This is a genomic window from Sporocytophaga sp. (assembly GCF_017745095.1).
GTDB lineage: Bacteria > Bacteroidota > Bacteroidia > Cytophagales > Cytophagaceae > Sporocytophaga.
Window position 1 is genome coordinate 21,100 of the sequence record NZ_JAGHZZ010000001.1, and the last position, 26,128, is coordinate 47,227.

Below are 26,128 nucleotides of genomic sequence, written 5' to 3' on the forward strand. Positions count from 1 at the left end.
AATTAATGTTGATGCTCCCCTCCAAAATTTACATATCCAGCGTTTCTTGCCTTTATCTCCTCCAAAATCTGATCATGATGTTGGTTTATAAAATTTATAACATGTTGCTTCCACCAGGAAGAATCATAAGGATGATCTATTATTTCTCTTGAGGTCTGTAACAAATCTTTGATCGCTTGTTTTTTAGTATCATTTACTGGCAGAGCGTCAACTCTGGAAAGTGGTGGAAGTACTATGGTAGATTTTGGTAATGCTTTAGATGGATTCGGATCATTCAGCATATTAAGTTGCTCCGTTGTGTATGCTGGGGCCAATATAGCCGCTTCCCGATCGAGCATAATTATTAAAGAACCAGCTGCCGTTGCTCCAATAAATCCCTTAGTATCCTTATTGCTAATTAATGCCTTTAACAATTCTAATAACATTAACTTTGTTTTATTAAATTCATTAAAAGCAACTTCCCTTTTAGCCAAAGTATCCGCACTTCTAACCATTGTAGCATTCTTATCAAAAGTATCTGCGCACTGCAACAATTTAATAGTCAATTGCTGTTGGTTCAAATTAACGCTTGCATTCCCCGTAACTGCCATCGACTTATCTAAAACCTTATTTGCTTCAGCATTATCTATCTTGTTATTTCCCATTGTTTTTTTAAGATCGCCAATGGATTGGGAAGCACTACCAGGAGCATTTGCAATTCCTCTAATTGTAGCAGATATAGCTAAAATTCTGTTTGCTGAATCATTTCGTATTTCCTGAAGGTCGTACTCTTGTCCAGGTTTTTTACCGGCGTTATAAACCTCTTTCCCATATTTTAAAGATTCACCATCCTGTTTAGATCTTGTTTCAGACGTCTTCACATCATCATTAGCTTCTGTCGCAAACATATTTTTTACAGGGCTAAAGAAACTATCGTCTTGGGCTCTTTTTGCCTCTTCCTCTCTGAACGCCTTTGCTTCTTCAACATGAGGATCCTTTGCCTGAGGAGATCCGGACCACACGGCAAGCATTTTATCTCTAAGCTTTTTATCTGCTTCAACAGCGAGTTTAAATGCAAGACCAAAAAATATGCTGTTGGTGTGATCTTTAGCTAATTGTGAATGTGATGCATTGGCTAATACTTTTGAAGGAGTGCTATTAAGAAGAGCTTGTCGCTTCTGTGCATCTGCCAGATTTTTCTTGGCGTCCGGCGCTTCTCCTGTTATTGACGCCGTCATTTCCTGCATTGATGAAAACTTATTTCCTCCACTATTCACTATTTCATCCACTTCCTTCTTCCCTTTATAAAGAGGTGTATCCTGAACTTTTACTCCAAGCATCTGGCTCTCTATCCTGTCAGATGTAGGTTTAAGCACCGTGGTATTTATGGTTGCTACAATTGCATTGTGTACCGGAGCAAGTATATCAAGTACAGGAACATATTTATTAATTTCCCTGATAAGTTCGTAAAGGTCACTCACATTGCCGGATTTAACTACAGTGTCGATGTTACCTTTTCCAAGCCCTGAAATTACTGGAATTTTCGCCTCCTCAATTGCCTTTACCATTTTGGCTCTTAATGCAGGATTTGATTTTAATGTATCCATTTTTTTCAATGATGCACTCACTAGTGCTTCCTGAGCCTTTCTTTCTTCAGCAGATCCTGCGGGAGCTAATCCCATCCTCAGCATTTTAACACCTTCGCTTCCTACAGATTCAAGTGTATCCAAACTTGTAAAAGTCCCCGTTACCAATGAAGGCCTTCCTTCTGGTGTTTTAGCAGAAAGCGTCTGCACTTGGCGATCCGCACCTTTTAGCTCCGGAAGCAAGCCGGGAGAACCATCATCTTTTACCGGAGGATTTTCCTGAAGGATCTTATTAAGTGCAATCTCAACATAGTTGGAGTGGGCAAACAAGTCTTCTACAGCATGCATTGCCGCTCCGAAATGGACAAGACCTTCAGAAGACCTCCCTTTAAGTGCGGCAAGTTCAAGTCTTTTTTCCACGTGCACATTGGTTCTCCTGATGTAGGCCATTACACCACTATCATCCACTGAAAAAATATTCGCACCTAAAACCGTTCCAGTTTGCGGATCTGTATTCTCCTGCGGTGTCACATACTGTGAAGGCCGAGCAGGATAATCCTGTGTATTAAATCTGTCCTTTTCATTCGGATTGTTAAGATCAGGACTTACGGTTGGAGCAGATGTGAAGTAATCAGCTCCCGGTAATTGACCGGCAGGGTTATCTATATGTTCTGATGGAATATAATATCCGAATAATTCAGGATTAATCTCTCTTCCAAACTTTTTAAGTGCCAGTATCTTGATGAGGGCAAAGGCTCCATCATTACCAATGGCATCAGCAAAAGCCGGCACCATGACCTGATTCATGTCCCTCATCCAGTTTCCGAAATAGGTCATAGAGGCTTCTTCATTTGTAAATTGCTGCCCATCAGCTCTCGCCTCAGTCAGTGCTCTCCTCTCTGCCGCCTCGTGGCCTGGCGCTTCAAATCTTTGAATTAAATCAACAGGCGCATTTAATGATTCGCCGCCTGTATCCTTTGTTTTTACTTCTTCTCCCTTCGCCGCCTTCTCTCCCATCTCATCAGCTTCTTTCTCCAGTCCTTTATCATCATTGATATTTACGCCTTTCTTCTGAACAGTTGGCTGCACTCTTCCTTCTCTTTGCTGAACAACATGAGTCAGCTCATGGCCAAGCAACTCCTGACCTTTTTGAGATTCGGGATTATACATGCCGGGAGCAAAGTGTATATCATTGCCCTGCGTATGAGCATATGCATTAAGTTCTTTTGATTGTGAAGAATCCTTGTGAATGTTTACATCAGAAAAATCTGCTCCGAATGAGGATTCCATTTTTCTTTGTATTAAGAATGGGATCTTACCAGGTGATGAGGAAGCATAGTTATTTTGAGAAACTTCTTCTGTTTGATTCATCGTTGGAACCGGACCTTTACGCTGAACTGGCTCTTCTTCTGATTCCAGTAACTGTACTGGCACTGGGCCATAACGCTGAACAGGTACCTCCGTTTCCGAACTCATTAGCGGTACCGGACCATATCGTTGAACCGGAGCCTCCTCTTCCTCCTGCATTTGTGGAAGAGGACCACGAGATTTATTCTTGTCTTCTCCACCTTCATCCCCATCCCACTTTCGCTGTAGTGTTTCTGCTGCGGAGGATTCTGCAAATGTTTCCTTCTCTACTTCTTTCTCCTCTTTCTGAACAGGCTTTTGTTCAAGGCCAATGTTTTGGGCCTGATTAGACTGATGAAGATTTTGATTTCTGTCGGAGTTCTGACGACTTCCGTGTAAAAATTCCCCCATAACTGAGCAATTTTTCGATTAAAAATTTATACAAAAAAGAGAGCAATCAAGAAACTGGTAACTATACTCTAAAATAGTCAATGTTTCAAAAAATAAACCCTCTGTTCAGATTTCTAATATATAAACAACTGATACTCTAATGTATCAATTTACAGGGGAATAAGAAAACCTTTGGCTCAAAATTTAGATGTTATTACCATCGAACAATACCATAGAATGAAATGAGCTGATTATCAGAAACAAAAATTAAATAAAATGAAGGATAGAAGGGTAAATTTAATTAAACCTTTCGGGCAGAAGGTTCTCTGTAGCGAATTTAACTATCGGTTAATCAATCTTGATTACACAGAGAGCCTGATGATTTTTTTAAAGACTATTGGGGTCAACCCATATAACACCGGCTTTATTTAATTGCTTCCAAATCAAAGGTAATGCTTCGTTTGCTTTTGGATGTATGTCATGAAACAACAAAATGCCTTTTCTCCAAACAAGCATGAGAGTTATTATCCTGTCTGCAACTTCATTGGAAGAGATCTTTGTATTCCAGTCCTGTGAATCAATATTCCATAACATAACTTTAGAATTATTCTGCTCAAGAAAATTAATTACCTCCTGTGTTCTTTGTCCATAAGGAGGTCTAAAGTACATGCTCTTCTTTCTTTCCGGTACAACGCTGTCGATAATGTTAGCAGTAAATGAGATCGAAGACTTCCACTCCGGATATTTCTGATGAGACTTATGCACTTTACCATGTGAACCGACAATATTTTTTCCATATAAGGCTTTTAGTCTTTCATCAGAAGTAACCTTTCTTCTTGAATAAAACATATCGCCTAATACAAAAAATATTCCATTGATATTATTTTGTCTCAGAGTAGAAATGAGTTTATCAGTATTACCATTAACATAAGTGGGACCGTCATCAAATGTGAGCAAGAACTGCTTGTCTGCAAACTTATTCCCATTGATTTCATCTGTATCCAGATTTAAAATTTCACTTGTTGTGCGAGGGAAAAGTGCTGCAAGTCGCATTTGTTCATATACATAACTATTATAGAATTCCTTTGCTTCATTGTACCATGCCCTAAGGTTATCTGGCATGGCTTTCTCCTGTTGTTTGGATGAGTTCACTAATCCCATCCAGGAAACAGGTGTAGCAATTACAACAAAATCATGTTTCCCCTCAGCTGTGAGATTTTTAAAATTCGTTTGTAAAATTTCTTTTGTCTGCTCTTTCCATTTATTAACAGACTCTATACCAACTTTCTCTAATCCGAGGTATTTCTTGAGAGAATCAATATGATTACAATTATCTTGATCGTCCAGAACATTGATCAAAACAAGCATTTCCATCCTTGATGCAAAATCGAATTCGTAAACAGAGTTAATCTGATAGGGCCACAAGCTTCTGTTTATTTTGGCTATTTTCTTCGGACCACCAGCTAACAAGCAGGAATTGAAAGAAACTTGAATTACAAATATGATAAAGATACTTTTCAAAAAAGCATTCATGAAAGTAGTCACATTTAACACAAAATATAAAAAGAAAATCTCCTCTTGATAGAGGAGATTTATGAAAAACTATTTACCCGTTTTCTCTTTCATTCGCTGAATGCCGTTATCATATGCAGTGTTTTGCTTTCTTTCCTTTGCCCAGGTATAGTGCTGAAGGGCGTCCTCCCAGTGTCCCTGGCTTTCATAAATTTTAGCAATGTTATAATACGAACTCGCCTGAATAGTATTGGTTTGCGGACCATGTGCTAGAGCAATGGCTTTTCTGTTTGCCCAGATAGCCTCAGCAACTCTATTTAACTTTTGAAAAGAAAGACCAAGATTGCTATAAGCCTGCCCATTATTAGGGTCAAGCTCAATGGCGTTCTGATAAAATTCAACAGATGCCTCCAAATTCCCTGCATGGTATGCTTCTTCTCCCTTTCTGTTAATTCTCGCAGAAGCATCAACATCTTGCTGTGAAATCACTGGCTCTCCGCCCGCAGCATTCGGACCTCTTTGTACTTCCAGAACTCTTTCAACATTATCAGAAGCGGCATCCTGAAATTTATTTATATCTACAAATGCTCCATTTTCATCAATCATGAAAACAGTCCACAAATTACCTGATTTGTTGCCCTTCGGCACGGCATAAGAACGAACCAGTGTATTTCCGATGTATACAAATACTTTTGCATTACTGATAGAAGAAAGACTATGGCTTCCTGTTTCATTTCCATCAGAGAAATTATGCACTGCATAAACATATTTTTGTCCTTGAGCTTTCTTTTCAATAGTGACAGTTTCCGGCCCATACCCATTAGTATCATCAACATCAAGGTTTGCTCTTGATCCTTTCTTTTTCTGAAAGAAAATATGATTTCCAGGATAAGATAAATGTGAATCAAGATCTTGAGGACTGTTTCCCCAGTTAAGCACGATTCTTAGTCCATCCAATTCTGTCATAGTAGGGCTTAGAGCATAGGTAAGACCTTTAACAGGACCTTTGGTAACCAATGTTGAATAACCTTCTTTTTTAATAATAAGAGTAATGGAAGCATCGTCAACCCCTCCAAAAGGAGAAGGTATACTAATTTTTCCTGAAGGATCTGTCACTGCGGTAACGGAAGCTTCTCCATTCTTTTGGAAAATTATTGTTGCCCCTTCAATCGTTTTATCTTTAACAACAGCGCTCAAAACCTGTATTTCCGTTTTATTCTGAGCAAATGATTGAGCAACACTTGCCAATGTAATTAAGGCAAGTAAAAATAGATTCCTGAAATTAATGTATCGCATGGTTTAAATGTGGGTGATTTTTAACTATGTTTTTGAATATTAATAAAAATAAAATATACGAGAACAAATGATACCAAGTTGGTATCACTCCGATTATTAAAATGGCACATAAAAATAAAGGCCTTGCCGATTTAAATAAAATAAAATCTATTAACTAAAAAGCGTCAAAAAAGTCTTCTTTAAAACTGAATATCATCCGGAGAGAAATGTTCCTTCATATCAACCGGTACTCTCTTGCGGAAAATAAAAACCTTAGCTGTAATATATCCCTTTACGTTAAGTACTGCTGTTTTTGTAATCATCAACACAGGCAATGATTTCATTAGTTGAGTCATATCGGCAGTAAATGACATTGTATAGCTCTTTTCTGACCTTGCGGCAAGCACTATTCTATTAGTCATATTCACCTTGCCAACAGATTTTCCATTTAGAAAGCCTTCAAGATCACTCCTTTTAATTTTAATTCTATACCCATTGGGGTTATTGATTTTCACCCCCACATCTACCTTAACCATTGTATTCGTTCTTTCAGCCAATGCAACTGATTCGATCTGTGTTACTTTTACTTCCTGAAAAGGTTTGCAGCAAACAAACAACAGAACAAATAATAGAGGATAAAGATTGAATATTTTTTTCATGTTATATAGCGGATAAAAAAATAACTTATGTTTCTTAATGTATGTTTAAGCTTTTTATACTTCTTTATTCAGATGGGCTTCCAGACGATCTATAAAAGCGATCTGAGCTTCCATGATTTTCTTTCTTGCTTCTTCCGGCGTAAATAATTCTATTCTGTCAACTTCCACAAAAACGGCAGTTTTCCCGGATCTGGGAGGCCATTCCATTTCGAAAGAATTCGAATTGAAATTTTCAATCGATTTTTCCTCCCCTTCAAAAGCCCAGCAATATACTTTTTTTCCTGATTTCTGCCGAACATATGAAAGATCAATCAAGGGTTCTTTTACCGGGATTCCGGTTTCCTCATTAAACTCTCTTTTAGCTGCTGCTATAATTTCCTCCTCCGCTTCTACTTGTCTCTTGGGAATAGTCCAGCTGCCTTCATCTTTATTTTTAAAATATGGACCGCCCGGATGCGCAAGCAACAATCGGAACTCCGGTTGAAGAACATACATTAAAATGCCTGCACTTACTTTCATGAGATATATTTAAAAAAAAAATAAAAAACAATATTAGGCTCGCCTGCCCTTTATGGACAGTTAGACGCCAAGCATGGCATCTCTACACCTAATGACTTTAAGCTTTGTGCTTTCAGCTTTTCGCAACTCAACTAATCCTGCTCCAGTTTAAATCATTCTTAGAGAAAGAATTAATCTGCCGCTTAATATTCCTGTTTTCATCACTATCAAGATTAGGATCTTTGTCGATAATCTCTTCCGCTGCTTTTCTCGCTTCCTTTACTATCGCTGCATCTTGAGACAGATCAGCAATCATAAGATTTGGAACCCCGCTCTGCTGCGTTCCAGCAAGATCACCAGGGCCTCTCAGTTTTAAATCCACATCAGCAATTTCAAAACCATTATTGGTTTTAACCATTGTCTCTAAGCGTACTTTACTGTCACGGCTAAGTTTATAATTGGACATAAGAATGCAATAGGATTGATCCGACCCTCTTCCAACGCGACCTCTGAGCTGATGCAATTGAGAGAGACCAAATCGCTCAGCATTTTCAATAACCATTACACTTGCATTGGGAACATTCACTCCTACTTCGATAACAGTGGTTGACACAAGAATTTTTGTTTCTCCTTTTACAAACCGTTTCATCTCATAGTCCTTTGCATCGGGCGTCATTCGCCCATGAAGAATGCCAAGTGCATGATCCGGAAAAGCCCTGCTAATACTTTCATATCCATCCATCAAATCTTTAAGATCAAGCGTTTCACTTTCTTCTATCAACGGATAAACCACATACACCTGGCGCCCTTCTTCAATCTGGTTTCTCATAAAGCCAAAAAGTTTTATGCGATCCTTATCAAACTGATGCATCGTCTTGATTGGCTTTCGTCCTTTGGGAAGTTCATCAATGACAGATATATCAAGATCTCCATAGAGTGTCATGGCAAGTGTTCGAGGGATAGGCGTAGCTGTCATCACGAGTATGTGAGGAGGAATCACATTTTTCTTCCACAGCTTAGCTCTCTGTGCCACACCGAAGCGGTGCTGTTCATCAATAATTACAATGCCCAGATTTTTAAACTTAACATTGTCTTCAATTAATGCATGTGTGCCTACTATGAAATTTAACTTTCCTTCTTCAAGGTCCTTAAAAATTACCTTTCTGTCCTTCTGCTTTGTTGAGCCGGTAAGTAAAGCCATTGAAAGACCTAGCTTGTCTGCGAATTCTTTCAACCCTTTAAAATGTTGATCTGCAAGAATTTCGGTAGGAGCCATTAATGCCGCTTGTGCTCCATTATCAATAGCCATGAGCATGCATACAAAAGCAACAATAGTTTTACCACTTCCCACATCTCCTTGAAGAAGGCGGTTCATTTGCTTCCCGGAACAAAGATCTTTATAAATTTCCCTTACAACTCTTTTCTGAGCTTCAGTAAGGTCAAAAGGAAGGTGATTTTTATAAAATTCATTCAAGAGGGGAATATTCCTGAAAACCTGCCCTTTGAAATTTTCCTTACGCATCTGCTTTTGCATGAAAAGGCGGAGTTGTATGAAAAACAACTCTTCAAACTTAAGTCTTCGTTTCGCTTCATCCAGCAGTCGTGGTGAACCAGGAAAATGGATATTTTTCATTGCTTCCCTTTTTGAGAGAAGCTTATAACGCATAATCAGCTCCGTTGGTAAAGTCTCCTGAATTGCAGGCATTGCAATCTCCAGGAGCTTTTCCTGAAGCGCAGAAATTGCTCTACTATCAAGATGTTTACGCTTTAGATTTTCAGTTGTGCTGTATACAGGTTGAAGTCCCTTATCCAAAGATTTCTCCATAAACAGCTCCATCTCGGGATGGGCGATATTAATCTTTCCATTAAAAACATTAGGCTTTCCATAAACCAGATAATCAACACCTGTCTTTAAAGAGCTCACAACCCATTTTGCTCCCTGAAACCAGACCAGCTCAATAATGCCAGTACCATCGGAGAATTCTGCCATGATCCTCTTCTTTGACATGACTCCGGCAGAGGACATGCCTGTAATTCTTCCCTTTATCTGTATATAAGGGAGCTCTTCATGGACTTCGGAAATTTTATAGATTTTTGACCGGTCTTCATACCGGAAAGGATAATGCTGAATCAGATCCGCATAAGTAAATATAGATAACTCCTTATTTAAAGAAGCTGCCTTCTGAGGACCAATTCCTTTTAAAAATTCGATTCTGGTTTCAAAAAATCCAGCCATTATTCCTATAGAATTCTTTAAAGGAATAAAGGTATAAAAAGAAAACTAAATTTTTTAGTTTTTCCACTCAAGGGTATTCATCATATGAACTATGTCGTTTTTCATATATTCAATGACGGGAGAAAGAGAATCGTTTTTGGTTGCTGTCCGGAAATACAATGCTCCTCTCAGGAAATGTTTGGTAGAATCTGTAACATAAAATTGGAACTGACTTGGGACTTCACCTTCCAGTTCAAAATAGGTAACATACTTTCCATTATCCGTTTTGGTAACGAGCTCATCTATAGATGTAGCTTTTTTCTGATGACCGCCTTTTAACCTGTGAGCATCGGAAAAGAGCTCATTTAGGGTTTGTTTATTATTATGCAAAGGCTTATAGGTAATCTGCACATTGCATTTGTATTCTGGATAATATACGTCTATCCAGTGAGGCTCAGCAAGAGGAGAAGTGTCTTTCAGCACCTCAGCAAATTTAGAAATTTCAAACGTGTAAGGATGGTCTTCTGTTAACTTTACATATTCAGCTTTAGGAAGATCGATACGATTATAACCTTTGGGCTTTGGCGTGTATTCTTCTTGATCTGTGCAGGAATTTAATGCAGCTACGGATACAATAACTGATAAAATTTTAGCTGCCTGTTTCATTAACCTCATTTGCCTCAACAATTGATACTTTTACTTTTTTTATAGTTTTGTTATTCACCGATTCCACTGTGAAAAGGAATCGTTCAAACATAATTTTATCTCCCAACTCAGGAAGGTCAGAGTTCAGTTGAAGCAACAAACCTCCAAGAGATTCTGCCTCACCTTTAACCTCTTCGAAAACCACTGGATCCAGGTCAAATACTTTGCAGAAATCATTAAGAGAAATCTTTCCTTCGAAAAGCCAGGAGTTATCATTGATTTTAATATAAGTTTGATCTTCTTCATCAAACTCATCTGCTATCTCTCCCACTATTTCCTCAATAATATCTTCAAGTGTCACAAGCCCAGCTACACCTCCATATTCATTCACAACAATGGCCATATGCTGACGCATCTGTTGGAAATCCTTAAGAAGATCTTCTATTTTTTTAGTTTCAGGAATAAAATAAGCTGGACGCAGAAGTTTATTCCAGTCAAAATCAGGGTTGTCCTGTTCATTGATATAAGGGAACAAGTCCTTTATATTAAGGATACCTTCAACATTGTCGATGCCATCCTTGTACACTGGTATTCTGGAAAAGCCGTGTTTACTAATGCTTTCCAATACCTCACGGAATGTTTGCTCAGAACTAAATGCGGTAATATCAATGCGGCTCTTCATGATTTGCTTTACCGAAGTTTTTCCGAATTTGACCAAACCTTTGATCATTTCCTTTTCTTCAACGGTAGTCTCTTCCCCGGTTGCCGCCTCAAACTCTTCGTTAATCTTATCTAAGGGCGATTGGTTATTTTTTACCAATCTCTTTTCAAGCAACGACATTGACTTTATTACCCACGAAAACGGATTATAAGCCATAATTAGTTGTCATTAATTGTGAACCGTATTGGCAAAACAATAAGTTCCTGAAATTATTTTTATTCATAACAGAAAACCCTGTCTGGATAAAAATAACCAGGAACTTACAATAATGAAATCTTTTTGGAATTAATGATTCGATGAAAAAGTCAAGACGCACAAAATCTGGTAACTTATTAAAATTGGCGGGGCCAGGTTCATCCGAATCCATATTCTTATTTGTTAAATTAAACTTAAGTATTGTTTAAAAAGGCAGATCGTCCATATCATCGTCAACCGATGCAGATTGTGCTACAGGTTCAGAGCTATAAGAAGCTCTCGCTTCTCCTCCATCTGCCTGTCTTGCTCCACCGCCGCCAAGCATGGACATATTTTGCCCGATAATTTCAGTGGTGTATTTTTTTACTCCTTCTTTATCTTCATAAGAACGAGTTCTCAATTTACCTTCGACATAAAGCTGATTGCCTTTTTTCAGATATTTTTCTATTACATCTGCGATAGGGCCCCAAAATGACACATTATGCCATTCGGTTTGTTCTACTCTTTCTCCGTTTTTGTCTTTGTAGACTTCCGAAGTAGCTAAGGTAAAGCTTGCTACCTTTCTACCAGATTCCATTACTCTGATTTCAGGATCCTTCCCAAGGCGTCCTACCAGAATTACTTTGTTTACACCGCTCATAGCTGATTGTTTTTTAAGGTTTATTAATTATTAAAATTAAATAGAGCTAAAGATAATTAAAAATCACATTGCTTCAAAAATCTTTGGATCAAAACAGGTTTTGGAAGATCATTTATCTGATTAATAGAGAATTCCTTCAATTCCAACGCGCCTTTTATATCATTAAATGCAGCTTTGGAATTTACACTTATAATATGACCCTGACAGAAAAGCACCTGATGGGTTAAAATATGCTTCATTACCTCTGATGATTTCACGATGGTTAACTCCTTAGAAGGAAGCTTTTTTAATAATTTCCTGGGATCCAGAATTTCAGAAGCTTCATTATTATAAAATTCATACAAACCTTGCCAGATATCCTTACTTTTCCTCTCTTTCATTAAAACCTTATCTTTCCACCTAAATGCCAAATAATTAAAGTGTCTGTTCTTCTTTACTATTTTTTTATTTTTTACCGGAAGAACAGACTGTTCGTTTGCGCTGAAAGCATAGCACTGAGCAGAAACGGGACAATCCTCGCATTTTGGTTTTGCCGGAACACAGTGGAGAGCACCAAATTCCATAATTGCCTGATTGAAAGTTGCAGGATCGTTTTTCGGAATCAGCAAATTTGCCAGTTCACGAAATTTCTTAATTCCTGAAGGAGAGCCTATATCATCATTTATTCCAAAAAAACGGGAAAGAACTCTGTAGACATTTCCATCTACAACAGCAACGGATTCATTAAAAGAAAAAGAGGCAATCGCAGCTGCGGTATATGGACCAACCCCCTTAAGTTTTAAAAGTTCTTTATAAGTTTGGGGAAAAGTTCCACTATATTTTTCCACAATCAGTTTTGCAGTTGCATGTAAGTTTCTGGCCCTTGAATAATATCCCAGGCCCTCCCACAATCTCAAAACATCCCTTTCTTCTGCATTTGCCAACTTGCTAACATCGGGGTAATTATCTACGAATTTGTAAAAATAGGGCAATCCTTGATCCACCCTTGTCTGCTGAAGAAGTATCTCTGAAAGCCATATTATATAAGGATTTTGGGTTTCTCTCCAAGGTAAATTACGCTTGTTTTTTGAGTACCAGGTAATTAATTGACAAACGAATTCTTTGTTTTCCACGTTATTATATTACAAAAGTAAGATTTAGAGAGAATTAGGAACACCGTGCAAATTTTTATTTCCCAAATTTGCTTACGAAGTAAATCAGCTCAGTATTCAGTATTAAAAATTTCCCTATTAATTAAATATAATTTATAATTATGACAAAAGCAGAAGTAATCGCAGAAATTGCTGAAAAAACCGGCGTAGATAAAACAGATGTTTCTGCAACGGTAGAAGCTTTCTTCAATGTTATCAAATCAACAATGTCTGAAGGTGAGAACATTTATGTAAGAGGTTTTGGAAGCTTCGTAAATAAGAAAAGAGCTAAGAAAGTTGCAAGGAACATTTCAAAAAATACAGCTATCATAATTGATGAGCATTTTATTCCAAGTTTCAAGCCTTCTAAAACTTTTGTAGAAAAAATTAAAACTTCTGTTAAAGAAGGTCCTGTTAAAGAAGAAAGAAATTAGTAGTTTTGAACAAAAATAAACTAATGACAAAACCACAAATAGCTCTGATAATAACCTCGGTCATATTTGTGGTTTTGATTTTTCAATTGCCGAAAGTCATTATTAAGAATGACAAGCAATTAAAATCATCGACCCAAACAGCCCAAAACGCCTCTGTTTCTGCGCCTGTTGCTCCGGATGAGCATACCAAATCTGTTAAAAAGGAGGACCTTGAAAAAATTGAGGTTCTTAGAAAGAATTATTATTCCTTTTCAAATAAAGAAAAAAAGCTTAAATTTGCCGACTCAATTTCCAGGCTCTATTTAAAAGCCATGGTTTTTGATAGTGCAGCCAAATTCTCAGGGGAAGTTGCCGCTTTGAACCCAAAGCCGGAAACATGGGAAAAAGCAGGAGATGCCTACAACCAGGCTGCACTTGTTGCCGGAGATGCTGAAAAAGCGGAATTCAGTGCCAAGTCCAGATCTTTTTACGAGAAGATTCTGGAGAACAATCCGAAATCTTATGATGTTAAAGCCAAAATGGCAATGACATTTGTGGGAGGGCCTGAACCGATGAAAGGCATTATGATGCTGAGAGAAGTCCTAAAAGATGAGCCTAATAACCAGGCAGCAATCTTTGATCTTGGAATTCTTTCTCTTCAGTCCAAGCAGCATGAAAAGGCAATTTCGAGGTTTAATGATCTTTTGAAATTAAACCCAAACCATACTGCAGGTCTTTTATATATGGGAATTGCTCAGTATGAAATGGGGGAAAGATCTGAAGCGAAGCAATACTTTGAAAAAGCAAAGATGCTCAATACAGATCCTGTATTTGCTTCAACCATCGATAGTTATTTAAAGGAATTAAAATAAAGTTTACAAAATAAAATTTACAGATTATGCCTTGCGGAAAAAAAAGAAAGAGACATAAAATTGCTACTCACAAAAGGAAAAAACGTCTAAGAAAAAACAGACACAAGAAAAAATAATCCTTTTCAGTTTCCAGTTTTCCACTTTTCCGCCAGTTCAATAGTTTCTTTTGGACTGGTAATTTCTATTTGTTTATTTTTTAAAACAAAATAACTGGTTTGAGTAACGAACTCCTAATTAATGTTACTCAGAAAGGGAATCGTATTGCCCTTCTGAAAGACAAACGTTTAATTGAATGCCACTTCGAATCGAGTGGGCATCAGTTTAACGTGGGAGATATTTATCTGGGAACTGTTAAAAAACTTGTACCTGGTTTAAATGCTGCCTTTATAGATCTGGGATATGAGAAAGATGCCTTTCTTCATTACCTTGATCTTGGCCCCCAATTTAAATCCCTGACCAAATATTCAAAATTTGTTCAGACAAACTCTAAAGCGACTTCCAAGCTCAATAAATTCAACCTGGAAAAGGATATTCCAAAAGATGGAAAAATCAGTCAGGTGCTGACTAAAAATCAGCAGATACTTGTGCAGGTGGTTAAAGAGCCGATTTCCAGCAAAGGACCAAGATTATCCTGCGAAATTTCACTTGCAGGAAGATATATAGTTCTTGTTCCCTTTTCTGATGTAATCAGCGTCTCTAAAAAAATCACCGAAAAAGACGAAAGACTCCGGCTTACCAGACTTGTAACTTCTATAAAACCCGAAAACTTTGGTGTTATTATAAGAACCGTTGCGGAAGGAAAAGATGTTGCCGAACTTGACAGAGATCTTAGAACGCTTGTTAAAAAGTGGGAAGACGGATTTAAAGCTCTTAAAACTGCCAAACCCAGAGATCTGGTTATTGGCGAATTGAGCAGAGCTTCTTCCATCCTGAGGGATATGCTGAATGAAAGCTTTGATACTATTTCCATCGATAGCAAAGAAAGCTACGATGAAATCAGAAATTTTATCAAGACTATTGCTCCGGATAAAGAGAAAATAGTAAAACTACATCAGGGAAAAGTTAAGTTATTTGAGGCAGCTGGAATTGAAAAGCAGCTGAAAAGTCTTTTCGGAAAATCAGTTAGTTTGCCCGGAGGAGGATACCTCATCATAGAACATACCGAAGCACTACACGTCATTGACGTCAATAGTGGAAATAAATCCAATGCAGAAAGTGACCAGGAAAACACTGCACTTGCTGTAAACCTTGAAGCCGCCAAAGAAATCGGACGTCAGCTAAGACTAAGAGATATGGGCGGTATCATCGTGGTGGATTTCATAGACATGAAGAAAGCTGATAACAGGCGAATTGTCTATGAAAAAATGAGGGAAGAGATGAAAGACGACAGAGCTAAATTTGTCATTCTTCCTTTATCAAAATTTGGTCTTATGCAGATTACTCGTCAAAGAGTAAGACCTGAAATGAACATCAGCACGCTGGAAACTTGCCCAACATGTAACGGTACAGGGAAAATTACTGCCAGCATTCTCGTTTCCGACCAACTGGAAAACAATCTAGAATACATCATTAATAAGCAAAACGAAAAACATATTCGTATTGCGCTGCACCCATATTTACATGCTTATTTTACCCAAGGACTTATGTCCCGCAGGGTAAAATGGTTCTTCAAATATCAGAGGTGGATAAGAATGGAGAAAGACACTTCTCTTGGAATAACTGAATTTAAGTTTAAAAACGAACAGGGAGAAGAAATCGAGATTGTTTGATTTCTTCCCCCTGTTCATTCAGGATTTTTCATTTCGCCTTCTTAGAATCTCAAGCCTATATCAAGCAATAGTAAATCCGTATTAACTTTAATTTTAGGATCTACATTATTGCCATTGATATCCGTGAATTTGGTTTTATTGCCTATTGTATTAACAAGACCTCTGTTATAGCTGATACCTGCTAGAAGGTAAGTACTTTCTCCCATCTGAAGTTGTATACCTGTTCCCAGTGTTATCATAGCATCAATTGGCTTCCACTTAGTGATGCTTGGTGTTGCCAGGTTTGTTTTAATGTTATTATCTTTCACTTTTACATCAAAAGTTCCTCCAACATTAAAATATACTTTCATGTCTGTGGCAACTTCGTTTGTATATAATTTCAGATACAAGGGCAAGGAAACATATTGAAGATTATAAGTTTCTTTCACATCACCAAAGGGAGTATGATATTTAAGACCTACTCTTCTTGAGGAAAACCAAATACCTGTAACAAGAGCTGCATTATCTCCCATTAAAAAGTATACTTCAGGACCTGCAATGAATCGTAGACCTATGCCGTTCTTCTTATATGATGAATATCCATTTTGATCTTCACCGGTAAATCTGTTAAAACTGAAGCCCGGAGCAAACTTAAGACCCAACTTCACTTGCGAATATGATGTAATGCTTAAAAGCAGAATACAACATAATAAAAATGCTTTTTTCATAGTTTTACGATTTGATAAAAGTAATTTTGTTCAGTGTAAATATATACTTAATTTCTAATAACATGTTTCCTAGGTTTTTCATTTTTACCTTTTTAGTGCTTGCCCTGTTCTCTTGTAAAGAAGACAATCAAGGAAAGGAAAGAATAACCATTCCTCAAGACGAAAAGCCAAAACTCAAAATACACTACGAAAATCTGTCACAAGGTCTGTTTAACGTGAAGACCCCTGAAGATGTTAAGGTTTTTTTGGAAAAACGCCCACGATTCAGTGCTGAATACCTCGAAGTGCCCAATGCTGCTGACCCTAAAATGGTCGAGTTCATGTATAATCTTTATAGCAACCCCCAGCTTAAAGCATTTTGCGAAGAGTCAGAAAAATATATTAATCAACCACCTTATCTGAAAGATCAGCTTACCGACCTTTTTGAAAATATCAAATTTTATTACCCAAACTATAATGCTCCGGAAGTAAACACCATCGTGACGGGGTTCAAATTCAACAAAGACATTTCTGTTTCTGATAGCCTGGTTGTAATAAGCACTGATTATTTCCTCGGACCTAAAGCTCAATTCCGACCTGTAACTTATGATTATTTTCTAAGCCGATATGACAAGCCTTTCATCACTCCAATGATTGCAATGGCGCTTTCAAACAAATTCAATGAAGTGGATCCTAAAGATGAGACTATGCTTGCCCATATGATCTATCATGGCAAAACGCTTTACTTTATGGAAAGGGTATTACCGGAAACTCCAGACAGCCTTTTAATAATGTATCCTGAAAAGACAGTGGAAGACATTGAAAAAAATGTGGATGTGATATGGGGCCATTTCATTGATAAGAAATTGTTTTACGAAACCAAGCCCAGGATCATTGAAAAGTATATTGGCGAATCACCTAAAATTAGTGAAATAGGAGAGAAGTGCCCTGGCCGCATTGGCCGCTGGCTGGGATGGCAAATAGTAAGAAAATATATGAAAGATCATCCAGATGTTACCCTGGAAGATCTGATGTCAGATAAAAATGCAAGGAAGATTTTTGATGAATCCAAATACAAGCCTAAGAAGACAACCGAAAAATAACTGATTGCTGCATTGGCTGTCTATCTGAACAAGGTAAGAAATTTTGAAGCTAATTCCTTCTTTGAAAATTTTTCAAGAGCAAGTTGACGGGAATTAATTTGTGCCTTTTCTAATAGTTCTGAATTATTGAGATATGGTTCAAGTTTTTCCCATAACTGTTCTGGCCTAAGCCGGTCATAATAAAACCCACAACTATATTCTTCAACCACCTCTTTTAGCCAACCTTCAAAATTCAGGATCATAAGCTTTCCTGCAGCAATACCATCAAAGAATTTGTTTGGACTTCCAGTCCAAAGGGAAGGAAAATCTGCATAAGAAACATAAGAAGCATCACATAAAGTCAGCGCTTCCCGAATGTTTTCCTTGTTCTGAAATTCAGAAAAAATGATATTATCAAGATCATACCCCTTTGCAAATTTCTTAATACTTGCAAGCTCAGCACCTGAAGATATAACCAGAAAAACTACATTTCTTTTGCCGGTTTTTTTAAAATAAGCTGCTGCTTCTGCCAGCCGTAAAAGATCATTAGCTTTTCCTGCAGCGCCAAAATATCCAATTACAAATTGGCCATTTACTAATGGATACTTTTCAGAATATGCTTTTCTTTCTGTTACAAAATATTCACAGTCTGAAAAATTAGGAATACAAATTACTTTCTTCTTCTCATCAATATTTTCAGATATATAAGACGCAATGGGAGGAGAAAGGGCAATTACTTTATCCGCATTCTTATATATCCTTTTCTCAAAAAAATAAGCTGCTTTAAGAATAAAATCATTCTTTAAAACGCCCATTTCATCTGGTACCAAAGGCCAAAGGTCTCTCACTTCAAAGAAATAGGGAAAGCCTTTAAGCTTTTTTATCAATAACACGAGGATTCCCACCGTAAGAGGAGTAGATGTTGCAAATAAAATGTCCGGTCGTTTATCGGAAATGATAACGTTGAACGCTTTGTAGAAAAAGGAAAGGAAGGCTCTTACTCTTTTAGTGAAACCAAAAGAGTTGTCATAAGCTACTTTTATATAACAAACCCTAAAATTTCCGAAATGCCTTACCCCCGATTCAATATTGTGTGAAGTAATAACAGTAACCTCATGTCCATCGGCCGCCAGGGCATTCGCGAGATGCCAAGACCTTATAGCTCCGCCTTCCTGTGGAGTCTTAAAATACTGATGGACATAAAATATTCTCATTCAAAATTGAATTTAAGCCAACGGCTCAGAACAATGAGGGCCCATAACTCTCCTGTGAAATCTGCTGTTTTCCGCTCTTGATGTTCGATCATTTGATCTACCTTGTAATATGGGAAATACCGATACAAAAGTTGATTTTTTTCTTTAAGCTGATCTAGTAAATTCTTCCCTTCTCCTTTTTCAAACCAGCTCTTAAGTGGCAGACCAAAACCTTCCTTTTTCCTCTTGACAAAATCTACTCCGTCTTTTCTCTGAAGCAACTCTTTCAGAATCCATTTGGTACCATTTCTAAGCAATGCATTTGCCCCCAATGATTCTGACCATGCAACAATATTTTTATCAAGATACGGAACACGAGCTTCAAGACAATGTGCCATTGTCATCTGGTCTGTAAGACTTAATATGTCATTTACCAGATAATAATTTTTATCATAGTTCAGAGCTGAATCAAGCAACTGCTCTTTGTTCCAAACTTCTCTAAATTCTTGCAAACGAAGAAAGTCCCTGAATTTTAAATTAGAAAAATTAAAAAAAGTTGTCTGAGGGTCTTGATCAATATCATTTAAAAACCTTGATATCAGCCTTAGAGATTTTGATTTATAGGAATGAATTTCACCTAAAAGATGGCCAGTATGAATTGCAGCTGAACTTCTGAAATATTTCAGATAAATGCTAAAAGCCTTATGTCTGTTATATCCAGCAAAGACCTCATCTGCCCCGGCTCCAGACAAAATAACTTTTACGTCTTCAGAAGCCTTTTCCGAAATAAGGTATGTAAGCAATAATGCGCTATCTGCGATAGGTTGATCAAGCTTTTGGATTATTTCATCCAGTCGGCCAAGATCGTCAGATGAAATCTGAACCTCCGTATGTTCCGCTTGGTATTTTTTTGCAGCAAGTCTGGAATATGAAAAGTCTTCCGTGCCCGCCCAAGCCTCTTCTTTACTGTTGACTATACTATACGTCTTTACACCATTCCCATATAGTTCTTTTGAAAAAGCCAAAAGCAACGTTGAATCTACACCTCCACTGAGAAAAATTCCTGAAGGTCCTGATGAATATGTTTGTTCCCTGATTGCCTGTTGAATTAATTCTTCAGACTTTTCTATAATTTCTTCTCTAGAAGATTGCTGTTTCTTAAAAGAAGAACCTAAAGAGCTATTCTGTTTATAGGGTAGGGAGTCTTTTTGAAAATGATTATTTAACCGAAGAAATGTCCCCGGCTCCAGCTCAAAAATATTTTTGAATATGGTATTGGGCCGCTGAGCATATTTAAAATGGAGATAATGATAAATTTCTTTGTCATTCAGCTCCTTTCTAATAAGCCCTGTTGCCAGAATGCCCTTTATTTCAGAAGATGCAATAAAATATTTTTCATCTTCAAAATAATACATAGGCTTAATTCCTCTTTCATCTCTGCAAATACTTATTGTTTCTTTAGCATGATCATAAAAAGCAAATGCAAACATTCCATGAAATTCGTTTGCAGCCTGTATTCCATTTTTGATGATTTTGAAAAAAACTGTTTCAGTATCACCATCTGTTTTGAAGCTAAAGTCATTTAGTATGGCACTTTTTAATGACTTGAAATTATATACCTCTCCATTATATGAAATCGCATAATTCTGATCCGCACTTACCATTGGCTGATCCGCACGACTAAGCGGATCTGTAACTTTTAGTCTGTTATTTCCTAAAAAGATATTGAATGAAGAATTTCGAAAAATGCAAACCCCTGAATGATCCGGTCCACGATGAACCGTAGCTGCATTCATCTTTTTGATGTGGCTATCATCAAGCAGACGTGTCTTATCTACGATTACATTGATTCCACACATAGGTCAAAACTTCATTTCTTCTTGTTTGGCAGCGGGTAATTTTTGGTAATACTTACAAATAGATGTAAGAGGACAAAGATTGCATTGCGGATTTCTCGCCAGGCAAATATACCTGCCATGCAAGATCAGCCAATGATGACTTTTATGAATAAGTTCTTTAGGAATATGCTTGACTAATTCTTTCTCTACTTCCAGAGGTGTCTTTGCCTTTTCTGAAACCAGTCCGATACGCTTGGATACCCTGAACACATGTGTATCTACCGCCATTGTAGGCTGATTATAGATTACAGAAGCTATAACATTGGCTGTTTTTCTTCCTACTCCTGGCAATTTTTGAAGGTCTTCTACTTTCTCCGGCACCTCTCCATTGAAATCATGGATAAGCATTCTGGCCATTCCAGCCAAGTGTTTTGATTTATTGTTGGGATAAGAAATGCTTCTAATGAGCTCAAATATTTCTTCTGCGGATGCATTGGCCATAATTTCTGCAGAAGGATATCTTTCAAATAATTTAGGAGTTACCATATTAACTCTTTTATCAGTACACTGCGCACTTAGAATAACGGCAACAAGCAATTCGTAAGGATTGTTATAATTGAGTTCTGTCTCAGGTTCGGGAAAATTTTTGCTAAAATGATCCAGGAATTTTTCAAAGCGTTCTTTCTTCAGCATCAGAGCATCTGGAATGTTCAACCCAAATTAAGCATTACCATTGAAAAATCCTTTTAATCATTATAATCAATAACTGGATTGAAACATCCAATGGGCTAATTAACAATGCTATTTTCTTATTCTTAATCTCGGTTCAATTTTAGAAAAATAGAGGATTTTCAAATTATGAAAAAGCTTTTTAAAAGAAAAAAGGGTCCTGAATCAAGACCCTTTTAGTTTTTTAGCGATGAACGTAAGTTTTTGAAAAGTTGATAATATCATCGATAGACTTTTGAGAAGGCTCAGCTTTAAGGCTTAGCAGAGAACTTTCCAGTTCAAGCAGCTCAGCATAAAAGAGAGCCAGGTCGTTATCCTTAATGAGGGCATGCAAAATTTCGTCCCTTTCTTCATCATTTACTTCGTTGTAAACTAAACGGATTACATCATTCTGGGTAAAAATTTTTATCATAGGCTACATTTTGTTTTTCGAGCTTTTTCCTCAAGTTAATGAGAGCGTAGCGCATTCTTCCCAAGGCTGTATTGATGCTAACACCTGTTGCATCAGCAATTTCCTGGAAACTCATTTCGCCATAATGTCTCATTAGCAGGACCTCTCTTTGAGGCTCCGGGAGGGTTTGAATCAATTTCCTCAGAATTGCATGGGTCTCGTCCTTTATTTGCAACGATTCCGTTGAATCTTCTGAAAAATCGAGTGAATTGAAAATATTCGACCCATCCTCCATTATTATAGTAGGATAACGTTTTTCTCTACGGAAATAGTCTATCGCTAGGTTATGAGCAATTCTCACAATCCAGGGCAGAAATTTTCCTTCCTCGTTATAATCTCCGGATTTAAGTTTTTTAATAGCCTTGATAAAAGTCTCCTGAAGCAGGTCTTCGGCTATGTACTGATCTTTAACAATGAGATAGATGGTAGTGTAAACTTTTGCTTTATGCCTTTTAAGTAGCTGAGCAAAAGAGTTTTCGTCACCACTGATGTAAAGCGATACCAATTTAGCATCACTAATTATAGCAGCGTTTTTCATTTTCAATTCCACGTTTAGTTAACGTAGTAGTCTATCTCGATATTGTAGGGGTTTAGGGTGAAACAATTGTTCAATTGAATAAATAATTGAACTAATGTATTTTAAAGTTAATTATTATTTTTGGATATTCCAAAAACACAACGGAAATATATACTTATTTTAAGAAAAATTGTTACGAAATAAACAGTTGTCTATATAATTTATGGGAAAAGTAGTTACGGCGGAAAAATCAGATGTTTTAGATCAGCTTGATCCCAAAAAATACATCATTATTAAAAATGCCCGAGTAAATAATCTTAAAAATCTTTCTGTTGCTATTCCCAGAAATAAACTGGTAGTTATTACAGGATTATCAGGGTCCGGGAAATCTTCCCTGGCATTTGATACATTATTTGCAGAAGGACAGAGAATGTACGTGGAAAGCTTAAATGCTTATGCCCGTCAATTTCTGGTCAGGATGGAAAAACCTGAAGTTGATTACATTAAGGGAATTTCTCCTGCTATTGCCATTGAGCAGAAAATTAACAGCAAAAACCCTCGCTCCACTGTAGGAACAACAACGGAGATTTATGATTATTTAAAACTTCTTTTTGCCAGGGTCGGAAAGACTTTTTCTCCTGTTTCAGGAAATGAGGTCAAAAAACACTCTGTCGAAGATGTTTTAAATTATATAAACAACTTACCCGAAGGAGAAAAGATACAAATCCTCGCTCCACAAAAATTTCCTGACAAAAAGAAAAAAGAAGATGTTCTCAATCTGCTTTTGCAAAAAGGATTTTCCAGAATTCTCATAAATGAAGAAGTCCTTGCGATTGAAGAATTAATGGAAAACGCCAGCTCTATTAAAAAGGTAAAAGATTTTTACTTATTAATAGATCGGGCTATGGTAAATAAAAATGACGAGGATCTTAACTTCAGACTTGCAGACTCTATACAAACCGGATTTATAGAAGGGGAAGGATACTGTATAATAGAAGTGCCGGGGAAAAAGACGGAAACATTTTCTGACAAATTTGAACTTGATGGAATTACATTTGAAGAACCATCCGTCAACCTTTTCAGCTTTAACAATCCTTTCGGTGCCTGCAAACGTTGCGAAGGATTCGGTCATGTCCTTGGTATTGATGAAGATCTCGTATTTCCTGATAAATCCTTATCAGTGTATGAAGGAGTAATCGCTCCTTGGAGAAGTGAAAAAATGCACAAGTGGGCTGAGCCACTTTTAAAAAATGGAATAAAATTCGACTTCCCGATTCATAGATCTTATTCGGATCTGGACGAAAAAGAAAAAGCATTACTCTGGGAAGGCAATAAATATTTTGACGGTCTAAATGACTTTTTCAATTATCTCGAAAGCAAAACTCATAAAATTCAATACAGAGTAATGCTGTCCAGATATAGAGGGAGAACCACTTGTCCTGATTGCAGAGGTACCCGATTAAGAAAAGATGCATCCTATGTTAAAATAGATGGAAAGTCTATTGTAGACCTGGTGCTTATGCCAATTAGTAAAGGCATTGAATTTTTTAATCAAATTAAACTCAGTAGTCACGAAAAGCAAGTAGGTGGCAGAATCTTAAAAGAAATCTCCAGCAGGTTAAATTACCTGGATAGAGTTGGGCTTGGCTATCTTACATTAAACCGAGTCTCTTCGACACTGTCAGGAGGAGAGTATCAGAGAATAAGACTTGCCACATCCCTTGGAAGTGCGCTTGTCGGATCTATGTATATTCTGGATGAACCTAGTATCGGATTACACCCAAGAGACACTCGAAAACTGGTTTCTGTACTTGAAGATTTAAGAAATATTGGAAATACAGTCATTGTAGTAGAGCACGAAGAGGAAGTGATGAGGGCTGCAGACCAGATCATTGATATCGGTCCGGATGCTGGTGCTCATGGCGGAGAGCTGATCTTCCAGGGCAGTATTGAAGAAATGAAGGATGAAAATGTCTCTCACACTTCAAGATACTTGCACGGAGCAGAAGGTATTTCCGTCCCTAAAAGAAGACGCTCATGGCATGATTTTGTGGAGATAAAAGGAGCAAGAGAAAATAACCTGAATAACCTTACGGTTAAATTCCCTCTCAACACACTTTGTATGATTACTGGTGTGAGCGGATCCGGAAAGTCCACTCTTGTTAAAAAAATCCTTTATCCGGCACTTAAAAAGCTTCATGGAAACATGGGAGAATTCACAGGCCGTTATGATGGGGTTGGAGGATTACTTGGAAAAATTTCCCAGGTAGAATTTGTTGACCAAAACCCAATCGGCAAAAGCTCCCGTTCAAATCCTGTGACTTATGTAAAAGCTTATGATGCCATCAGAAATCTTTATAGCGAACAACCTTTAGCAAAAGCGCGTGCCTACAAGCCCGGGAATTTCTCCTTTAACATTGAAGGAGGAAGATGCGAGATTTGTCAGGGAGAAGGAGTAGTCACAGTTGAGATGCAGTTCATGGCTGACATTCATCTTAAATGTGAAGGTTGCAATGGAAAGAGATTCAAACAGGAAATTCTGGATGTTACCTATAAGGATAAAAACATCACTGATGTGCTAGACATGACAATAGATGAAAGTCTAACATTCTTTGGAGACAAGCCTAAAATTCTTGAAAAACTTAAGCCTCTCGCTGATGTTGGTCTTGGCTATATTAAACTTGGTCAGTCATCCAACTCTCTAAGTGGAGGAGAAGCACAAAGGGTTAAACTAGCTAGTTTTCTAGGAAAAGGATCTTCGGAAGCAAAAGAGCATATACTCTTTATCTTTGACGAGCCTACTACTGGACTGCATTTTCATGACATTAAAAAACTATTGACTGCACTTAACGCCCTTGTCGAGCAAGGAAATTCTGTTATCGTCATAGAGCATAATATGGATATGATCAAGTGTGCGGACTGGATTATTGACATGGGACCTGAAGGGGGAGACGGAGGAGGAAATGTTACTTTTGAAGGTGTTCCAGAAGATCTGATTAAGTTGAAAAATAATTACACTGCTTCATTTCTGAAAGATAAGCTCTAGATGCCTGACAAAAGAAAGCACAGAGGAGCCCATCCGGATGATGAGCGCAATTTTAATGAAAGTAAATTGCCAGATTTACGGAGTGCAGTGGAAGACCTTTCATGGTTGCTTTCAAAAAACTATAATGAAACCTCTTCTCTTAAGTTGGTAGGAGACAGGTATCGCCTTAATCTCCGTCAGCAAATGGCAGTTCGGCGAAGCTGCTGCACACTTGAATCTTTGCAACATAGGTTGTCAATTCAAAGAGAGGACGCTTTGCTCGAAAACTCAGATATATTTGTTGACGGATTTAATACACTAATAACCATAGAGTCATTTTATTCCGGAGCCTGCCTGTTTCTTGGAATGGATGGATGTATAAGAGACCTGGCATCCATTCATGGTTCCTATAAAAAAGTAATGGAAACACCCGAGGCTTTGTCTCAGATTTGTTCTTTTTTATGGTCTTTAAAACCCAGATCTGTAACATGGTATTTTGATGCACCGGTTTCAAATAGCGGAAGGGTTAAAACCCTTCTCAAGGAAATTTCCCCTGAAACGATAGTAGAACTAGTTCCTGATGCAGATAAACAACTAATTCTTTCAAAGGGAATTATTGTAACTACGGATGGGCCATTGCTTGATAAAATAGAGGCCTGGTACAACCTTAACTCCAACCTTATCCACTCATTATCAGAGACATTTGAACCAAAACTTCTGGATTTAAAAACTTCTGAAATATAGCTTCTTAACAATCTTTT

At 37.5% G+C, this 26,128-nt stretch carries 22 protein-coding genes; 6 read left to right on the forward strand and 16 right to left on the reverse strand.

The window, feature by feature from the left end:
* Positions 1-2 precede the first annotated feature (2 nt).
* From J7604_RS00090 to mutY, 10 genes are all read right to left on the reverse strand, one after another.
* Positions 3-3,323 carry a DUF4157 domain-containing protein gene (locus J7604_RS00090; protein ID WP_293889649.1) on the reverse strand — a complete coding sequence of 1,107 codons (3,321 nt, stop codon included), beginning with the start codon at positions 3,321-3,323 and terminating at the stop codon, positions 3-5.
* 366 nt (positions 3,324-3,689) lie between these two features.
* Complete coding sequence (locus J7604_RS00095; RefSeq protein WP_293889650.1) at positions 3,690-4,823, reverse strand: polysaccharide deacetylase family protein; 1,134 nt, start codon at positions 4,821-4,823, stop codon at positions 3,690-3,692.
* A gap of 81 nt (positions 4,824-4,904) precedes the next feature.
* A complete protein-coding gene (locus J7604_RS00100; protein ID WP_293889651.1) occupies positions 4,905-6,110 on the reverse strand; it encodes a tetratricopeptide repeat protein in 1,206 nt (401 codons plus the stop codon).
* A 179-nt stretch (positions 6,111-6,289) separates the two neighbouring features.
* Positions 6,290-6,748, reverse strand: coding sequence for an LEA type 2 family protein (locus J7604_RS00105; RefSeq protein ID WP_293889652.1), 459 nt, complete (start codon positions 6,746-6,748; stop codon positions 6,290-6,292).
* A 54-nt stretch (positions 6,749-6,802) separates the two neighbouring features.
* On the reverse strand, positions 6,803-7,267 hold the full coding sequence (locus J7604_RS00110) for an NUDIX domain-containing protein (RefSeq protein WP_293889653.1): 465 nt from the start codon (positions 7,265-7,267) through the stop codon (positions 6,803-6,805).
* Positions 7,268-7,394: 127 nt separating this feature from the next.
* Positions 7,395-9,482: an ATP-dependent DNA helicase RecG gene (recG, locus tag J7604_RS00115; protein ID WP_293889654.1), complete on the reverse strand. Its 2,088-nt coding sequence runs from the start codon at positions 9,480-9,482 to the stop codon at positions 7,395-7,397.
* Between the two features lie 54 nt (positions 9,483-9,536).
* A complete protein-coding gene (gene gldD, locus J7604_RS00120) occupies positions 9,537-10,136 on the reverse strand; it encodes a gliding motility lipoprotein GldD (RefSeq protein WP_293889655.1) in 600 nt (199 codons plus the stop codon).
* Entirely contained in the window at positions 10,111-10,983 is an 873-nt protein-coding gene (locus J7604_RS00125) for a CBS domain-containing protein (RefSeq protein WP_293889656.1), read from the reverse strand. The genes gldD and J7604_RS00125 overlap by 26 nt, the downstream gene beginning before the upstream one ends.
* A gap of 244 nt (positions 10,984-11,227) precedes the next feature.
* Complete coding sequence (locus J7604_RS00130; RefSeq protein ID WP_028979113.1) at positions 11,228-11,662, reverse strand: single-stranded DNA-binding protein; 435 nt, start codon at positions 11,660-11,662, stop codon at positions 11,228-11,230.
* Positions 11,663-11,718: 56 nt separating this feature from the next.
* Entirely contained in the window at positions 11,719-12,774 is a 1,056-nt protein-coding gene (gene mutY, locus J7604_RS00135) for an A/G-specific adenine glycosylase (RefSeq protein WP_293889657.1), read from the reverse strand.
* 140 nt (positions 12,775-12,914) lie between these two features.
* Between mutY and J7604_RS00140 the strand changes: the two genes are divergently transcribed.
* The 3 genes from J7604_RS00140 to J7604_RS00150 all read left to right on the forward strand — a co-directional run bounded on the left by J7604_RS00140 (position 12,915) and on the right by J7604_RS00150 (position 15,846).
* On the forward strand, positions 12,915-13,226 hold the full coding sequence (locus J7604_RS00140) for an HU family DNA-binding protein (RefSeq protein WP_028979111.1): 312 nt from the start codon (positions 12,915-12,917) through the stop codon (positions 13,224-13,226).
* Between the two features lie 23 nt (positions 13,227-13,249).
* Positions 13,250-14,077 carry a tetratricopeptide repeat protein gene (locus tag J7604_RS00145; protein ID WP_293889658.1) on the forward strand — a complete coding sequence of 276 codons (828 nt, stop codon included), beginning with the start codon at positions 13,250-13,252 and terminating at the stop codon, positions 14,075-14,077.
* A 215-nt stretch (positions 14,078-14,292) separates the two neighbouring features.
* Complete coding sequence (locus tag J7604_RS00150; protein WP_293889659.1) at positions 14,293-15,846, forward strand: Rne/Rng family ribonuclease; 1,554 nt, start codon at positions 14,293-14,295, stop codon at positions 15,844-15,846.
* Between the two features lie 41 nt (positions 15,847-15,887).
* On the opposite strand, the gene J7604_RS00155 is transcribed toward J7604_RS00150, so the two are convergent.
* Positions 15,888-16,553, reverse strand: coding sequence for a porin family protein (locus tag J7604_RS00155; RefSeq protein ID WP_293889660.1), 666 nt, complete (start codon positions 16,551-16,553; stop codon positions 15,888-15,890).
* 62 nt (positions 16,554-16,615) lie between these two features.
* On the opposite strand from J7604_RS00155, the gene J7604_RS00160 reads away from it, so the two are divergent.
* Complete coding sequence (locus J7604_RS00160) at positions 16,616-17,635, forward strand: gliding motility lipoprotein GldB (protein WP_293889661.1); 1,020 nt, start codon at positions 16,616-16,618, stop codon at positions 17,633-17,635.
* Between the two features lie 20 nt (positions 17,636-17,655).
* Here the strand turns inward: J7604_RS00160 and J7604_RS00165 are convergent, their stop codons facing one another.
* From J7604_RS00165 to J7604_RS00185, 5 genes are all read right to left on the reverse strand, one after another.
* Positions 17,656-18,828 (reverse strand): glycosyltransferase family 4 protein, encoded by a 1,173-nt coding sequence (locus J7604_RS00165; protein ID WP_293889662.1) that lies wholly within the window; start codon positions 18,826-18,828, stop codon positions 17,656-17,658.
* A complete protein-coding gene (asnB, locus tag J7604_RS00170; RefSeq protein WP_293889663.1) occupies positions 18,825-20,666 on the reverse strand; it encodes an asparagine synthase (glutamine-hydrolyzing) in 1,842 nt (613 codons plus the stop codon). The genes J7604_RS00165 and asnB overlap by 4 nt, the downstream gene beginning before the upstream one ends.
* A gap of 3 nt (positions 20,667-20,669) precedes the next feature.
* On the reverse strand, positions 20,670-21,338 hold the full coding sequence (nth, locus tag J7604_RS00175) for an endonuclease III (RefSeq protein ID WP_293889664.1): 669 nt from the start codon (positions 21,336-21,338) through the stop codon (positions 20,670-20,672).
* A gap of 220 nt (positions 21,339-21,558) precedes the next feature.
* Positions 21,559-21,786, reverse strand: coding sequence for a hypothetical protein (locus J7604_RS00180; RefSeq protein WP_293889665.1), 228 nt, complete (start codon positions 21,784-21,786; stop codon positions 21,559-21,561).
* Entirely contained in the window at positions 21,761-22,363 is a 603-nt protein-coding gene (locus tag J7604_RS00185) for a sigma-70 family RNA polymerase sigma factor (protein ID WP_045461346.1), read from the reverse strand. The genes J7604_RS00180 and J7604_RS00185 overlap by 26 nt, the downstream gene beginning before the upstream one ends.
* A 202-nt stretch (positions 22,364-22,565) precedes the next feature.
* Between J7604_RS00185 and uvrA the strand changes: the two genes are divergently transcribed.
* Together uvrA and J7604_RS00195 are read left to right on the forward strand one after the other, a co-directional pair.
* The gene (gene uvrA / locus J7604_RS00190; RefSeq protein WP_293889667.1) at positions 22,566-25,388 is read left to right on the forward strand and encodes an excinuclease ABC subunit UvrA; all 2,823 of its coding nucleotides are present in this window, start codon (positions 22,566-22,568) and stop codon (positions 25,386-25,388) included.
* Positions 25,389-26,111 (forward strand): DUF434 domain-containing protein, encoded by a 723-nt coding sequence (locus J7604_RS00195; protein ID WP_293889669.1) that lies wholly within the window; start codon positions 25,389-25,391, stop codon positions 26,109-26,111.
* Positions 26,112-26,128 lie beyond the last annotated feature (17 nt).